Genomic DNA, 14,539 nt, shown 5'->3' on the forward strand with positions numbered 1-14,539 from the left:
ATGAGCAGCACCCTCAGGTTCCGCTATTTCAGGAGCATGAAGGAGGTGCCGCCCGCCCAATGGGATGCGCTGGCGCCGGCCCACGTCTTCACGACTCATGCGTGGCTCTCCGCTTTCGAGGCGAGCGGACTGGTCGGGCCGGGCCGGGCGATCGAATACTGCATCCCGGCGCTCGTGGACAGCTCGGGGACACTGGTCGCGGCGGCGCCCGGCGTCATGAAGCGCGAGCCGCTCGGCGAATACGGCCCCGAATACGCCTGGCTGCACGACGCCGCGCGGCGAGGCATCCGGCTGCTGCCCAAGCTGCAGATCGAAGTGCCCCTCACGCCCGTCGCCTCACCCAAGTTTCTGGTGCGGCCGGGCTGGGATCGCGCCGAACTCGTGCGTGTGCTGTTCCAGGCCATGATGGATTCGGCGGCGCGCGGCTCGTTGAGCGCACTGTCGATCGTGCGCATGACGAAGCAGGACCAGGACGCCCTGCGCGCGCGCGGGCTTGCCGCGAGCAGCGAAATCGGAACGCGCTGGCGCAACGAGGGCTATCGCAGCTACGACGAATTCCTCGCGCGTCTGAAAGGCGAATACCGCTACGCGATCCGGCGGGAGCGAAAGGACTTTCACAGTCACGGCCTGAAAGTCCAATTGCTGCGCGGCCGAGAGATCACGGCGGCGCATTGGGACGCTTTCTTCGCCGGCTACGAAGCCGTCTGCGTGAGAAAGCGCGGCCCCGTTCTGCTGAATCGCCGCTTCTTCGATCAGCTGGCGCCGCTTGGGGACGCCATCTGCCTCATGGGCGTGTTCGCGGGCGACGAGTTCCGGGCGGGCACATTCATGATCGCCGGCAGCGACACGCTCTACAGTCGCAGCTGGTCCGAACTCGCGCATACGCCGGGCGCCGTGTTCGAGGCCGCCATGTACCGCCCGGCCGAACTCGCGATCGAGCTCGGCCTCCAGTGGCTGGACTGCGGCATCTGGGGTCCGCACAAGCCGAAGCGCGGGTTCGAGCCGGTGCTCGTGCCCAACGCACACTGGCTGCGCGACCCGTCGATGGAGAAGCTGGCACGCGCGATGGCCGCGCGCCACGAGCGCAGCGTGCTGGATCGGCTGGGGCCGTCCTGGCACGAGCATTACCTGCGCCGCGACGCGTATCCCCCGCCTCGCGCGCCGACGTCCGGCTGATGTCGAGCCGCGCCTTGCTTCAGGCCACGAGCTCGCGAGCGGGAATCGCGGCGCCGCTCCTGCGCGCGAAATGCTCCCAGCACGCCCGCACGAAAGCATTCATGATGCGCCCGTACGCCGGGTGCCAGCGCCAGCCCCATTCGGGATGGAACTGAAAGCCCCACGCGAAGAGCGAGGGATCGCGCGAGCGGAACGCCTCGACGAGCCCGTCGTCCGCGTGCGCTTCGGCTACGAGCTCGGGTGCGAGCTCTCTCACGCCCTGGTGATGCAGCGAGCTCACCGGGAAGCGGCCCATGCCGGTGATCTTCACGAGCTCGCCCTGCGGCTCGCAGGTGACGAAGTGGCGCTCGATGTACTGCTCCTCCACCGACTCGCTCGCATCCTCCCAGTGCCGCATGAAGCGGCCTTCGGCTTCGAGCGACTGGTACATGGTGCCGCCCATCGCCACGTTGAAGTCGTGCGAGCCGCGGCAAAACGAGATGACCGGCACGCGCCGCGCGAGCGCGAGGCGCACGAGCGGCTGCACGAGCGCATCGCGGCACTCGTCGAACGCCATCTCCGGATCGATCGGCCGTTCGCCGAAGAGAGCCGGATGCACGTTGGTGGCCGAACCGCCGAGCAGCACGCCGTCCACCGCTTCGAGCATGAGCGCGATGCGCTGCGGCGGCACACGAGGAAAGCACACCGGCTGCAGGCCCATGTTGATGAGCGTGCGCGTGCCGGCTTCGTCCATCACCGTGTAGCACTGCGGCTGGCCCAGCTCGTTGCCGAGCGTCCTGTGGCTCGCCACGACCCAGACGCAGGGGACTCGCAAGGGATCGTCGCGCTTCATGCGAGAGCCGCCTCCTCTTTCAGCTTGCGATGCTTCTCGCACGCGCGGGCGAAAGCCTTCAGCGTGCGTTCGTAGAACCGATTCTTTTCGTGGTGCCATTCCGGATGCCATTGCACGCCGAAGGCGAAGCCGCGCGCGCCTTCGACGCGGACGCCTTCCACGAGTCCGTCCGGTGCGCGCGCTTCCGCGACGAGCTTGCGCCCGAGCTGCCCGATGCCCTGGCCATGCAGCGAATTCACTCGCGCACGCGTGCCGCCGGCCCATTCGGCGAACGAGCTGCCGGGTTCGAGCAGCACCTCGTGGCGCTCGGCGAACTGTTCCTCGAGATCGTCGCTCGCGGGCTCGCGATGGTCGAGCATGCCTTCCAGCTCATGCACGCGCTGGTGAAGCGTGCCGCCGAGCGCGACGTTCATCTCCTGCAGGCCGCGGCACACGCCGAAGAGCGGCAGGCCTTCCTCGACCGACACGCGCACGAGCGCCATCGTGAGCGCATCCCGCCTCGGATCGAGCAGGTCGGTTTCCAGCGAGCTTGCACCGAAGTGCGACGCCTCGACATTGGAAGGCGACCCGGTGAGCAGCACGCCATCGACGAGCGGCAGCAGATCGGGCACGTCCCCCGCGCCCGCCATCGGGAACAGCACCGGCTGCAGCCCGAGCGCCGTCACCGCGACGGCATAGCGATCGGCGAGAACCGAGTAGCCGCCCGGATCGGACAAGTCGAGGTTGCGGTGGCATGCCGGCAGCCACACGAGGGGCTTGTGCTTGGCCATGAGGCCCATATTGACGAGTGTCGTGGCGCGACAGCGGCTCGCGGGTTCGACAGATGACGTCGGAATGCGCCGACTGCGCATGGCTCGGTTGAAGCGGCGGTGGGCGGGCCGCCCGGAGCCGCGAGTGCCCTCCACCCCGGCCCTCTCCCGGTGGGAGAGGGAGAAACAGCCCGCAGTCTTCTCTGGGCTTCTATCGCGCGAGCACCGGCGCGAGCGCCACCCCCGTATGCGTGCCCTGCGCCACGACATCTTCCGGCGACGCCGACGCCACCACCTTGCCGCCCTCGGCGCCGCCTTCGGGGCCGAGGTCCACGATCCAGTCGGCTTCGGCGATCACGTCGAGGTCGTGCTCGATCACGATCACGCTGTGGCCGCCGTCCACCAGGCGATGCAGCACGCGCACGAGCTTCTCGACGTCGGCCATGTGCAGCCCCACGGTGGGCTCGTCGAGCACGTAAAGCGTGTGCGGCGCCTTCTGCCCGCGGCGCGTGACGTCGTCGCGCACCTTGCTCAACTCGGTCACGAGCTTGATGCGCTGCGCTTCGCCGCCCGAAAGCGTCGGCGACGGCTGACCCAATGTGAGATAGCCAAGCCCGACGTCGCGCAGCAGCTGCAGCGGATGGCTGATGTTGGGCATCGAGGCGAAGAACTCCACGGCCTCGTCCACTTCCATCCGAAGCACGTCACCGATGTTCTTGCCGCGCCACGTGACGGCAAGCGTCTCCGGATTGAAGCGCGCGCCGTGGCACGCTTCGCAGGGCACCTTCACGTCCGGCAGGAAGCTCATCGCGATCGTGCGCACGCCCTGCCCTTCGCACGACGCGCAGCGGCCTTCGCCCGTGTTGAACGAAAACCGCCCGGGCGAGTAGCCGCGCGCGCGTGCCTCCAGCGTATCGGCGAAGAGCTTGCGGATCGTGTCCCAGAATCCGATGTAGGTCGCGGGGCAGGAGCGCGGCGTCTTGCCGATGGGTGTCTGATCGACTTCGAGCACGCGGTCGATCGCCTGATAGCCCTCGAGCGACTTGCAGCCGCTCCATGCCGGGTGCTTGCCGGCGTCGTCGGCATCGCGGCCGGCCTTGGTCGAGCGCTTCTGCACGGCCGCCTGCACGTTGTGCAGCAGCACGTCGCGCGCGAGCGTCGACTTGCCGGAACCCGACACGCCCGTCACCGCGACGAGGCGCTTCAGCGGAATGTCGACGTCGATGGCATCGAGGTTGTGCAGGTCCGCGCCGCGCAGCTTCAAGCCGCCGTTCATGCCATTCACCGCGCGCCTCGCCTGCACCGGATGCCGCATCGCATGCAGCAGATAGCGGCCCGTCACCGACTCCGCGTTCGCCGACACTTCCGCCGCGCTCCCCTGCGCGACAACCCGTCCGCCGCGCTTGCCGGCGCTCGGGCCGATGTCGATGATGTGGTCGGCCCGCCGGATCGTGTCCTCGTCGTGCTCCACCACCACGAGCGTGTTGCCCTTGCTGCCGAGCTGGTGCAGCGCATCGAGCAGGATCTGGTTGTCGCGCGCGTGCAGGCCGATCGTGGGCTCGTCCAGCACGTAGCACACGCCCTGCAGGTTGGAGCCGAGCTGCGCCGCGAGCCGGATGCGCTGCGCCTCGCCGCCCGAAAGCGTCGGTGCGCCCCGGTCGAGCGTGAGATAGCCGAGGCCGACTTCCTCGAGGAATTCGAGCCGCGAGCGGATTTCGGGGATCAGGTCGCGGGCGATGCCCTGCTCGCGCGTGGTGAGCACGCCTTCGACCTTCAGCCCTTCGATCCAGCGCCGCACGTCGCGCACCGAAAGCGCGGCGATTTCCGCGATGCCCACGCGGTCGAACTTCACGTTGCGCGCCTGCGGGTTCAGGCGCGTGCCGTGGCAGGTCGGGCACGCTTCGTCCGCCAAATCCTCGACTTCGGCCTCCGCGGCGAACGTCTGCTCGCGGCCCTTGTCGTCGCCGTTCACGACAAGCGTGTCGTCGAACGCCTTTCGCTGCTCGCGCGTGAGCTTCACGCCGGTGCCCACGCAATCCGGGCACCAGCCATGCTTGCTGTTGTACGAGAAAAGCCGGGGATCGAGTTCGGGGTAGCTCGTGCCGCACACCGGGCATGCGCGCAGGGTCGAGAACACTTCCACCTTGCCCACGTGGTCGTGGCGGCCGCCATTGCCCATCGCATGGCGCAGGCCGTCGAGCGGGGCCAGCACGTGCAGCACGCCCTTGCCGTATTCGAGCGCTTTCGCGAGATGCTCGCGCAGCAGGTGCTCGTTTTCGGGGCGGATGTCGAGATCGCACACCGGCAGTTCGATCGTGTGTTCCTTGAAGCGGTCGATGCGCGGAAAGCCCGTGGTCGGCAGGAAGTTGCCGTCGACGCGCAGGTGGGTGTACTTGCGCGCGCGGGCCCATTCCGCGATCTCGGTATAGACGCCCTTGCGGTTCACCACGAGCGGCGCAAGCAGCCCGATGTGCTGCCCGCGATAGCGCTTCATGATCTGCGCGAAGATGATGTCGGCCGTCTGGGGACGCACCTCGGCGCCGTCGTTCACGCAATGCTGCACGCCGAGCTTCACGTAAAGCAGGCGCAGGAAGTGCCACACCTCGGTCGTCGTGCCGACCGTCGACTTGCGCCCGCCGCGCGAGAGGCGCTGCTCGATCGCGACGGTGGGCGGAATGCCGTACACCGCATCCACCTCCGGCCGACCCGCGGGCTGCACGATGCTGCGAGCGTAGGCGTTGAGCGACTCGAGGTAGCGCCGCTGGCCCTCGTTGAAGAGGATGTCGAAGGCGAGCGTCGATTTGCCCGAGCCCGACACGCCGGTGATCACGCTGAAGCGGTTGTGCGGGATCGCGACGGACAGCGACTTCAGGTTGTGCTCGCGGGCATTGACGATCTCGATCGCGTCCGAACGGCGCTCGCGCACGATCTCCTGGAGCGGACGGCCTTCCTCGACGCGGTGCACCGTGCCGAGCGCCGAGTCGTACTCGCGCAGCGCCTTCGCCGTGTGGGACGTGAGATGCTGCTTCACTTCTTCCGGCGGACCTTCGCAAACGACAAGCCCGCCCGCGTCTCCGCCTTCGGGACCGAGATCGATCAGCCAGTCGGCCGCGCGGATCACGTCGAGGTTGTGTTCGATGATGACGAGCGAGTTGCCGCCTTCCAGCAGCTTGCGCAGCGCCCGCATCAGCTTCGCGATGTCGTCGAAATGCAAGCCGGTGGTCGGCTCGTCGAAGAGAAAGAGCGTGCCCTTGGTCGCCTTCGCCTGGCGGCTCGCGCTTTGCGAGCGCGCCGCCTCGGCAAGAAAGCCCGCGAGCTTCAGACGCTGCGATTCGCCGCCCGAGAGCGTCGGCACGGGCTGGCCGAGCTTCACGTATTCGAGGCCCACGTCGGCGATCGGCTGCAGCGCGCGGATCACGTCGCGGTCGTTCGCGAACAGAGCCGCGGCCTCGGTCACGGTGAGCGCCAGCACGTCGGCCACGTTCATGCGGCGCGCGCCGGAAGAATTGGAATCTGACCCCGATTTTCTTTCGATGGTCACTTCGAGAATTTCGGGGCGGTAGCGCTTGCCGTCGCAATCGGGGCAGCGCAGGTACACGTCGGAGAGAAACTGCATCTCCACGTGCTCGAAGCCCGAGCCGCCGCACGTCGGGCAACGGCCGTCGCCGGAGTTGAACGAGAACTTGGCCGCGGTGTAGCCGCGCTGTCTGGCAAGCGGTGCGTTCGCGAAGATCTCGCGGACCGAATCCCACGCGCCCACGTAGCTCACCGGGTTGGAGCGCGCCGTCTTGCCGATCGGCGATTGATCCACGAACACGACGTCGCTCAGCTGGTCCGCGCCGAGCAGGCGCCGGTGCGCGCCCGCGCCCTCGGTCGCGCGCCCGAAGTGCCGCAGCAGCGCGGGCGCGAGGATGTCCTGCACGAGCGTCGACTTGCCCGAGCCGGAGACACCTGTCACCACCACCATGCGTTGCAGCGGGAGCTCGACGTCGAGATTCTTCAGGTTGTGCTCGCTCGCGCCTTCGAGCACGAGCCGCGGCGTCGACTCCGTCACCGCGCGCTTGAAGCCCATCCCCACATGCTTGCGCGCACCGAGGTAGGCGCCGGTCAACGTATCCGCCTTGCGCAGTTGCTCCGTCGTGCCGTCGAAAACGATCTGCCCGCCGCGCTCCCCCGGCCCCGGACCCATGTCGAGGATGCGGTCGGCCGCGAGCATCACCGCCGGGTCGTGTTCCACCACCACGAGCGTGTTGCCCGCGTCGCGCAGGCGGTGCATGGCCTGCGTGATGCGGCCCATGTCGCGCGGGTGCAGGCCGATGCTCGGCTCGTCGAGCACGAAGAGCGTGTTCACGAGCGACGTGCCGAGCGCGGTCGTGAGGTTGATGCGCTGCACTTCGCCGCCCGACAGCGTGCGGCTCTGGCGGTCGAGCGTGAGGTAGCCGATGCCGACGTCGACCAGATAGCGCAGGCGGGTGTGGATCTCATCGAAGAGCAGCTTCAGCGCCTGAAATTCGCCGGCACCCGCATGCGCCTGCGCCTGCGGCTCGAGCCGCTCGAAGAAACGCCGCAGCCGCTCGATGGGCATCAGCATGAGGTCGTGCACGCCGAGGCCCGGCAGCGCCTCGAGCTGTTCGCGGGTCCACTTCACGCCCACGGGCATGAAGCGCTGCCCGGGCGGCAGCACCGCGTCGGCATCCTCCTTGCCGCCCAGCCGCCACAGGAGCGACTCGAGCTTCAGCCGCGCGCCGCCGCAGGCTTCGCACGGTGTGTAGCTGCGGTACTTGGACAGGAGCACGCGGATGTGCATCTTGTACGCCTTCGATTCGAGGTACTCGAAGAAGCGCTTCACGCCATACCACTGCTTGTTCCAGTTGCCCTCCTTGTAGCCCGGCGTGCCCTGGATCACCCACTGCTTCTGCTCCGCGGTGAGCTTGTACCAGGGCGTGTCGCGCGGAATGCCCGCGGCCTCCGCGTACTTCATCAGGTCGTCCTGGCACTCGGACCAGGCGGGCGTCTGGAAGGTCTTCACGGCGCCCGCGCGCAGCGTGAGCTTGTCGTTGGGAATGACGAGGCCGTAGTCGACGCCGATCACACGCCCGAAGCCGCGGCAGGTGGGACAGGCTCCGACGGGCGAATTGAACGAGAACATCGACGGCACCGGATCGCCGTAGCGGATGTCGGTGTCGGGGCAATGCAGGCCGGTGGAGAATTTCCATACCGGTGCGTCGTCGCTGCGAGGGAGAGAGGTGCCGCCATCCCCGCGTGGGAGGGAATTGTCGTCATCCCCGCGCGGAAGGGAGCTGCCGTCATCCCCGCGAAAGCGGGGATCCAGGGGCTTCTCCACCGAGGTCTCTGGATTCCCGCGTGCGCGGGAATGACAGTCTTCGCCTGCGCGCGGACGGCGGTCGCTGTTGGCCACATACACGTTCAGCCGCCCGCTGCCGCGCTTCAGCGCGACTTCGATCGCCTCGATCGCCCGCGCCTTCTCCACGCCCTGGATGCGAAACCGGTCCGCCACCACGTCGAGCACCTTGCGCGCCCCCGTCGGCGTCGCGACTTCGCGCTGCGCCTGCACGCGCGTGAAGCCGCTCGCGGCGAGCCACTGCGACACTTCCTCGGGCGTCGCGATCGAAGGCAGCTCCACGGGAAATGTCACCACGAGGCGAGGATCGTCGTCCATCGTGCGCGCCAGCAGTTGCGCATAGATGCTTTCGGGTGAATCGTGCCGCACGAGCACAGCCGTCTCGCGATCGAAGAGCTGCGCCGCGCGAGCGAAGAGCAGCTTCAGATGGTCGTTCAGTTCCGTCATCGTGCCCACGGTCGAGCGCGAGGAACGCACCGGATTCGTCTGGTCGATGGCGATGGCGGGCGGCACGCCCTCCACGCGGTCCACGGCGGGCTTGTCCATGCGCTCGAGGAACTGGCGCGCGTAGGCGGAGAAAGTCTCCACGTAGCGACGCTGCCCTTCAGCGTAGAGCGTGTCGAACACGAGGCTCGACTTGCCCGAGCCGCTCGGGCCGGTCACGACGGTCATCTCGCCCGTGCGCAGGTCGAGGTCGACGTTCTTCAGATTGTGCTGCCGCGCACCGCGGATGCGGATCAGGCCCTGTGTCATTCGGTGGGGTCTCTCCAGAGAAGGCCAAACATTCTAGAGAGCCCTCGATGTCAGGACTTGTCATGTGGCCTTTCGCGCGCGCGGGACGGCGCGCAAGGCCGCATGCCTGTCACGAAGAGGGGGTGGCTCGGGGTGGCTCCGCCGCAGGCCACCCCACGCTTTGCGAGCCCCTAACGGCGAGCGTCGGACACGCGCTCGTCGAGCCGGCTGAGCCGCCGCTCGAGCATCTGGCGCTCGCGGCCTTCCAGGCGGCCGTCGCGGCGCATTCTTTCTTCCTGCTGCCGGATGCTGCCCAGCTCGTCGCGCAGGCGCCGCGCCTCCCGGTGCGAGAGCCTTCCGCGCGCTTCGTTGCGGTCGATGCGCATGGCGATCTGATCCATGCGGGCGTGAATCTCGCCGCCGCGCTGCGCGGCGGCGGGGACCGCGACAGTCGCGAGCACGGCGCAAACGAGCACGGGGGCGAGCAGTGAACGGATCGTACGCATCGGGGGCTCCTCTCTCTTCAGGGTGCCGCGATTCTCGCCTCCCGCCGCGCACTTGTCACCGGGCGGGTGGGCGCCCGGCGCGCCACGGCATCAGTCGTGCGCGTAGATGTCCACGTCCTTCGTCTCCTTCACGAAGAGCGTGCCGATCACGAACGTGACGGCGGCGATCACGACGGGGTACCACAGGCCGTCGTACATGTTGCCCGTCTGCGCGACGATCGCGAACGCCGTGGTGGGCAGAAGCCCGCCGAACCAGCCGTTGCCGATGTGGTAGGGCAAGCTCATCGATGTGTAGCGGATGCGCGTCGGGAAGAGCTCCACGAGCATCGCGGCGATCGGGCCGTACACCATCGTCACCAGGATCACGAGGTAGGTGAGGATCAGCGTGACCTCGAGCACGTCGATCTTGTCCGGGTCCGCGCGCGTCGGGTAGCCCGCGGCCTTCAGGTCGGCGGCCACGAGCTTCTTCAGCTCGGCGTCCTTGCGCTTCGCTTCATCCGCGGAAAGGCCCTTTGCGCTGTAGCTCGGAATCGCCGTCTCGCCGATCTTGATGGTCGCCACCGTGCCCGCCGGCGCCGCGACATTTTCGTAGCTCACCGAAGCGCCCGCGAGCACCTGCTTTGCGATGTCGCACGAACTCGTGAACTTCGCCGTGCCCGTCGGGTTGAACTGGAACGAGCATTCGTCGGCGGCCGCCGTCACGACGACCTTGTTCTTCGCCTGCGCGGCGGCGAGGTCCGGATTCGCGGCCTTCGTGAGCGCGCCGAAGATCGGGAAATACGTGATCGCGGCCAGAAGGCAGCCCGCCATGATGATCGGCTTGCGGCCGATGCGGTCGGACAGCGCGCCGAACACGATGAAAAACGGCGTGCCGATCACAAGCGATGCGGCCACGAGCAGGTTCGCGGTGGATGCGTCGACCTTCAGCGCCTGCGTGAGGAAGAAGAGCGCGTAGAACTGCCCCGAATACCAAACGACCGCCTGGCCCGCGGTGAGGCCGACGAGCGCGAGGATCACGATCTTCAGGTTCTTCCACTGCCCGAACGATTCGGTGAGCGGCGCCTTGGAAGTCTTGCCCTCGGCCTTCATCCGCTGGAACGCGGGCGATTCGTTCATCGAGAGACGTATCCACACCGACACGGCCAGCAGCGCGATCGACACGACGAAGGGCACGCGCCAGCCCCACTCGGCGAATGCGGCTTCGCCCATCGCGGTGCGCGTGCCCAGGATCACGAGCAACGACAGGAAGAGCCCCATCGTGGCGGTCGTCTGGATCCATGCGGTGTACGCACCGCGCTTGCCGTGCGGCGCATGTTCGGCCACGTAGGTGGCCGCGCCGCCGTACTCGCCGCCGAGTGCCAGGCCCTGCAAGAGGCGCAGCCCGATCAGGATGATGGGCGCGGCGACGCCGATGCTCGCGTACGAAGGCAGCACGCCGACGATGAAGGTCGACATGCCCATGATGAGGATCGTGACGAGGAAGGTGTACTTGCGCCCGATCATGTCGCCCAGGCGCCCGAACACGATCGCGCCGAACGGCCGCACGATGAAGCCCGCCGCGAACGCGAGCAGCGCGAAGATGAAGGCCGAGCCCGCATCGAGCGCCGAGAAGAATTGTCTGGCGATGATCGCGGCGAGCGAGCCGTACAGATAGAAGTCGTACCACTCGAACACGGTGCCCAGGCTCGAGGCGAAGATGACCTTCTTCTCCTCGCCCGTCATCGGGCGGTCGGCAGCTGCAGTTGACATGAAGAGTCTCCAGGAGTTGCACGCCCGTCGCGAGCGCGTGGAGACCGATTGTTCAGGAGCGCTCTGACCCGCCTCTGACGCGAAACCAACGCTGGCTTGCGCGAAACTTTCGGGGGCCTTACCGGTTACGGGCAAACCCGCAGCCGCCGTTTCACGATGCGGGGTTACGCGCGATTCCGGCGGGCAGCCTGGCCGCCCGGTCCCAGTCGGGCCCCTCGAACCACGGCCCGTTGTCGAGGCATTCGCGCAGCATCGTGAGCGCATCGAAGCCCCAGAACACCTTGTCGTCGACGACGGTGCTCGGCACGCCGAAGACGCCGCGCGCCATGGCTTCGTCGGTGTTGGCCTTCAGTTCCGCCTTCACGGCGTCGCTCGCCGGGTCGCGCTGCGGAATGAGCCGGTGCTTCAGCTCCTCGAGGCGGGCCGCATCGCCCGCGTCGGCGCCGCCGCGCCACACGTGGCGAAAGAGCGTCTCCGAGACGTAGCGATTCACGAGTCCGTCGGTGCCGCAGGCGAGCGCGAGCCGCAGGAGCGGCAGCGGATTGAAGGGGTGCTGCGCGGGCATGCGCATCTCGATGCCGTGGTGCTGCGCAAGCCACGCCACCTGGCGATACGTCCACTCGCGCTTGCCGGGGATTTCGGCGGGGCCGAGGTTGCCGTTCTTCTTCAGGAAGGCCGCGAAGAGCACCGGCTTGTACTCCACCGAGTACGTGCATCCCATGAGGGCCTCGGGCAGGCGTTCGAACGCGAGGTATGCGTAAGGGGAGATGAAGTCCAGGTAGAAGGTGATCTTCTTCACGCCGCGGCCCTTTGCTCGATGCTGCGCCAGACACAGCGCTTGCCTTCATCGTCCAGTGTGCTCCACGCGGCGATCTCGTCAAGGGTTCGCAGGCAGCCCTCGCACCAGCCTGTGGCGGCATTCATACGGCACACCGACATGCACGGCGATGGCACGTCGCCATCGGGCCGCACGGTGCGTGCGCGTGCGAGCAGGAGCTTCGTGACCGAATTCATCCCGCGCCGCTTGCCGCCGCCACCACGACGTCGGCCACGGGCGCGCCGGTGAGCGCCACGAGGTCGTCGGGCCGCAGCTTGAAGACACCGTGCGGGTGGCCCGCCGCCGCCCAGACTTCCTCGAAGCGGAAGAGTTCGCGGTCGATGAGCGTGACGGGCGGGGTCGCGTGGGCCACCGGCGAGACCCCGCCGATGGAAAAGCCCGTGCGGCTCTTCACGAAGTCCGCATCGGCGCGGCCGGTCTTGCCGACGATCGCGTCGACCTTCTTCTCGTCCACGCGCCGGTCGCCCGAGGTGATCACGAGCACGGCCGCATCGTCCGACTTGCGACGGAAGATGATGCTCTTGGCGATCTGGCCGATTGCGATCCCGAGCTGATCGGCCGCCTGCTGCGCCGTGCGCGCGGCGTCGTCCAGCATGCGCGGCATATGAGGGTGGCCCTTTTCCTGCAGCGCGCGCGCGACGCGCTGCACGCCTTCGGGGAGGGGGTTGGTGTCGGCTGCGCCCATCGGTCTCATCCGTCCTTTCGGAACGATTGTGCCGCAGGCAAGCGTTGCGCCTAGCCCGCCCGCTTGTTCAGGATCGCCGTCGCCGCGCGCGAATTCGGCTTGCGCTGCAAGAAGTCGCTGATGAATTTGCCGGCGTCGATGAGCCGGTCCAGATCGATCCCTGTGTCGATGCCCATGCCGTGCAGCATGTAGACGACGTCCTCGGTCGCGACGTTGCCGGTCGCGCCCTTCGCGTAAGGACAGCCGCCGAGACCCGCCACCGACGAATCGAACTGCCAGATGCCCATCTCGAGGCAGGCGAGCGTGTTGGGCAGCGCCTGGCCGTAGGTGTCGTGGAAATGCCCCGAGACGTCGTCGATCGCGAAGTGCTTCAGCGCCGCTTCCATCGCGGCCTGCACCCGGCGCGGCGTGCCCACGCCGATCGTGTCGGCCACACCGCAATGCTGCACGCCGATCTCCTTGAAAAGGCGCGCGACCATTTCCACCCGCTCGGGCGCGACGTCGCCTTCGTAGGGGCAGCCCACGGCGGTGGAGATCGCGCTGCGCACGAAGACGCCCTTCGCGCGCGCTGCCTCCACCACCGGCGCGAAGCGCTCGATGCTTTCGGCGATGGAGCAGTTGATGTTGCGCTGGCTGAACTTCTCGCTCGCCGCACCGAACACCACGATCTCGTCGGGCTTCGATGCGAGCGCGGCTTCGAGCCCCTTCATGTTGGGCACGAGCACCGAATAGCGCACGCCGGGCTTGCGATGGATGCCCGCCATCACCTCCGCGTTGTCGGCCATCTGCGGCACCCACTTCGGTGAGACGAAGCTCGTCACTTCGATCTCGGTGAGGCCGGCGTCCTGCAGGCGATGGATGAGTTCGATCTTCACCGCGGCGGGCACTTCGCCCTTTTCGTTTTGCAGGCCGTCGCGCGGGCCGACGTCGACCAGCTTCACTTTGCTCGGGTATTTCATCGGGAGTCTCTCGATTCTGTGGCCTCTAGTATCCCCGCTTGCGATCGACCACGCCCGCAATGGGCTCTCCGCGTTCAACCGCGAGAATCTTCCCCGCGATCTGCGCCACCGTCTCCTCCCTCAGCGTCCGCGCGGAGGTGTGCGGCGTCACGGTCACCAGCGGATGCTTCCAGAACGCATGCTCGGCCGGCAGCGGCTCGGTGCGGAACACGTCGAGCATGGCGCCGGCAAGATGGCCCTCGTCCAGCAAGCTCAACAGGTCCTCGTCGACCAGATGCGCGCCGCGCGCGACATTGATCACGTAGCCGCCCGGCTTCAGCAGAGAAAGCGTGCGCCGGTTCATGATGCCCTCGGTCTCGGGCGTGAGGGGCAGCAGGCACACCAGGACGCGCGTGGCCGCGAGGAAGGCATCGAATCCGGCCTCGCCCGCGTAGCAGCGCACGCCCGGGATGTCCTTCGGCGAACGGGTCCAGCCGAGCACGGGAAACTCGAACTGCGCCACGGCCTGCGCAACGCGCGTGCCGAGCACGCCGAGTCCCATCACGCCGACGGGAAATTCGGCACGCACGCGCGGCCGGCGGAACGCCCAGCGGCCCGCATCCCTCTCGCGATCGTAAACATCGAACTCGCGGAAATGGCGGATGACCGCATGGCAGACGTACTCGGCCATCTGCACCGACATGCCCGCATCGTCGAGCCGCACGAGAGGCACATTGGCGGGGAGCCTGAGCCCGAGGAATGCATCGACGCCCGCGCCCATGTTGAACACGCCCTTGAGTGCGGGCTGCTCGTCGAACAACTGCTGAGGCGGCGTCCATACCACCGCGTAGTCCGCTTGCGCGGCGCCGGGCCGCCATTGCTCGACGACGGCATCGGGCAGGGCCTGCCGCAGTGCATCCAGCCAGGGCTGGACCTTCGTGTTGTCGGCGTGAAAGACGATGCGCATGGGCG

The 14,539-nt window shown here is 67.7% G+C and carries 11 protein-coding genes; 1 reads left to right on the top strand and 10 read right to left on the bottom strand.

The window, feature by feature from the left end:
* Nucleotides 1-1,176 (top strand): peptidogalycan biosysnthesis protein, encoded by a 1,176-nt coding sequence (locus VHA82_RS09370; RefSeq protein ID WP_325542806.1) that lies wholly within the window; start codon nucleotides 1-3, stop codon nucleotides 1,174-1,176.
* Between the two features lie 19 nt (nucleotides 1,177-1,195).
* Here VHA82_RS09370 and VHA82_RS09375 read toward each other — a convergent pair whose 3' ends face one another.
* The 10 genes from VHA82_RS09375 to VHA82_RS09420 form a co-directional block, all read right to left on the bottom strand.
* The gene (locus VHA82_RS09375; RefSeq protein WP_325542808.1) at nucleotides 1,196-2,008 is read right to left on the bottom strand and encodes a gamma-glutamyl-gamma-aminobutyrate hydrolase family protein; all 813 of its coding nucleotides are present in this window, start codon (nucleotides 2,006-2,008) and stop codon (nucleotides 1,196-1,198) included.
* Entirely contained in the window at nucleotides 2,005-2,778 is a 774-nt protein-coding gene (locus tag VHA82_RS09380) for a gamma-glutamyl-gamma-aminobutyrate hydrolase family protein (protein WP_325542810.1), read from the bottom strand. The genes VHA82_RS09375 and VHA82_RS09380 overlap by 4 nt, the downstream gene beginning before the upstream one ends.
* A 190-nt stretch (nucleotides 2,779-2,968) precedes the next feature.
* Nucleotides 2,969-8,872, bottom strand: a complete 5,904-nt coding sequence (uvrA, locus tag VHA82_RS09385; RefSeq protein WP_325542813.1) for an excinuclease ABC subunit UvrA — start codon at nucleotides 8,870-8,872, stop codon at nucleotides 2,969-2,971.
* 170 nt (nucleotides 8,873-9,042) lie between these two features.
* Nucleotides 9,043-9,357 carry a hypothetical protein gene (locus VHA82_RS09390; protein ID WP_325542816.1) on the bottom strand — a complete coding sequence of 105 codons (315 nt, stop codon included), beginning with the start codon at nucleotides 9,355-9,357 and terminating at the stop codon, nucleotides 9,043-9,045.
* A 90-nt stretch (nucleotides 9,358-9,447) separates the two neighbouring features.
* Nucleotides 9,448-11,106 carry an MFS transporter gene (locus VHA82_RS09395; protein ID WP_325542819.1) on the bottom strand — a complete coding sequence of 553 codons (1,659 nt, stop codon included), beginning with the start codon at nucleotides 11,104-11,106 and terminating at the stop codon, nucleotides 9,448-9,450.
* A gap of 151 nt (nucleotides 11,107-11,257) precedes the next feature.
* Nucleotides 11,258-11,905, bottom strand: coding sequence for a 2-hydroxychromene-2-carboxylate isomerase (locus VHA82_RS09400; protein WP_325542821.1), 648 nt, complete (start codon nucleotides 11,903-11,905; stop codon nucleotides 11,258-11,260).
* Nucleotides 11,902-12,120, bottom strand: coding sequence for a DUF1289 domain-containing protein (locus VHA82_RS09405; protein WP_325542823.1), 219 nt, complete (start codon nucleotides 12,118-12,120; stop codon nucleotides 11,902-11,904). The genes VHA82_RS09400 and VHA82_RS09405 overlap by 4 nt, the downstream gene beginning before the upstream one ends.
* Nucleotides 12,117-12,629 (bottom strand): YbaK/EbsC family protein, encoded by a 513-nt coding sequence (locus tag VHA82_RS09410; protein WP_325542825.1) that lies wholly within the window; start codon nucleotides 12,627-12,629, stop codon nucleotides 12,117-12,119. The genes VHA82_RS09405 and VHA82_RS09410 overlap by 4 nt, the downstream gene beginning before the upstream one ends.
* Nucleotides 12,630-12,679: 50 nt before the next feature.
* Nucleotides 12,680-13,588 carry a hydroxymethylglutaryl-CoA lyase gene (locus VHA82_RS09415; protein WP_325542827.1) on the bottom strand — a complete coding sequence of 303 codons (909 nt, stop codon included), beginning with the start codon at nucleotides 13,586-13,588 and terminating at the stop codon, nucleotides 12,680-12,682.
* A gap of 25 nt (nucleotides 13,589-13,613) precedes the next feature.
* On the bottom strand, nucleotides 13,614-14,534 hold the full coding sequence (locus VHA82_RS09420; protein ID WP_325543096.1) for a glyoxylate/hydroxypyruvate reductase A: 921 nt from the start codon (nucleotides 14,532-14,534) through the stop codon (nucleotides 13,614-13,616).
* Between the last annotated feature and the right edge of the window lie 5 nt (nucleotides 14,535-14,539).

It is taken from the genome of Ramlibacter sp. (assembly GCF_035548915.1).
In the GTDB taxonomy this organism is placed as follows: Bacteria; Pseudomonadota; Gammaproteobacteria; order Burkholderiales; family Burkholderiaceae_C; genus Ramlibacter.

Coding starts and splice junctions, on each gene's coding strand:
- VHA82_RS09410 (WP_325542825.1), bottom strand. CDS start 12,629: ATGGGCGCAGCCGACACCAACCCCCTCCCCGAAGGCGTGCAGCGCGTC.
- VHA82_RS09420 (WP_325543096.1), bottom strand. CDS start 14,534: ATGCGCATCGTCTTTCACGCCGACAACACGAAGGTCCAGCCCTGGCTG.
- uvrA (WP_325542813.1), bottom strand. CDS start 8,872: ATGACACAGGGCCTGATCCGCATCCGCGGTGCGCGGCAGCACAATCTG.
- VHA82_RS09405 (WP_325542823.1), bottom strand. CDS start 12,120: ATGAATTCGGTCACGAAGCTCCTGCTCGCACGCGCACGCACCGTGCGG.
- VHA82_RS09415 (WP_325542827.1), bottom strand. CDS start 13,588: ATGAAATACCCGAGCAAAGTGAAGCTGGTCGACGTCGGCCCGCGCGAC.
- VHA82_RS09380 (WP_325542810.1), bottom strand. CDS start 2,778: ATGGCCAAGCACAAGCCCCTCGTGTGGCTGCCGGCATGCCACCGCAAC.
- VHA82_RS09370 (WP_325542806.1), top strand. CDS start 1: ATGAGCAGCACCCTCAGGTTCCGCTATTTCAGGAGCATGAAGGAGGTG.
- VHA82_RS09375 (WP_325542808.1), bottom strand. CDS start 2,008: ATGAAGCGCGACGATCCCTTGCGAGTCCCCTGCGTCTGGGTCGTGGCG.
- VHA82_RS09395 (WP_325542819.1), bottom strand. CDS start 11,106: ATGTCAACTGCAGCTGCCGACCGCCCGATGACGGGCGAGGAGAAGAAG.
- VHA82_RS09390 (WP_325542816.1), bottom strand. CDS start 9,357: ATGCGTACGATCCGTTCACTGCTCGCCCCCGTGCTCGTTTGCGCCGTG.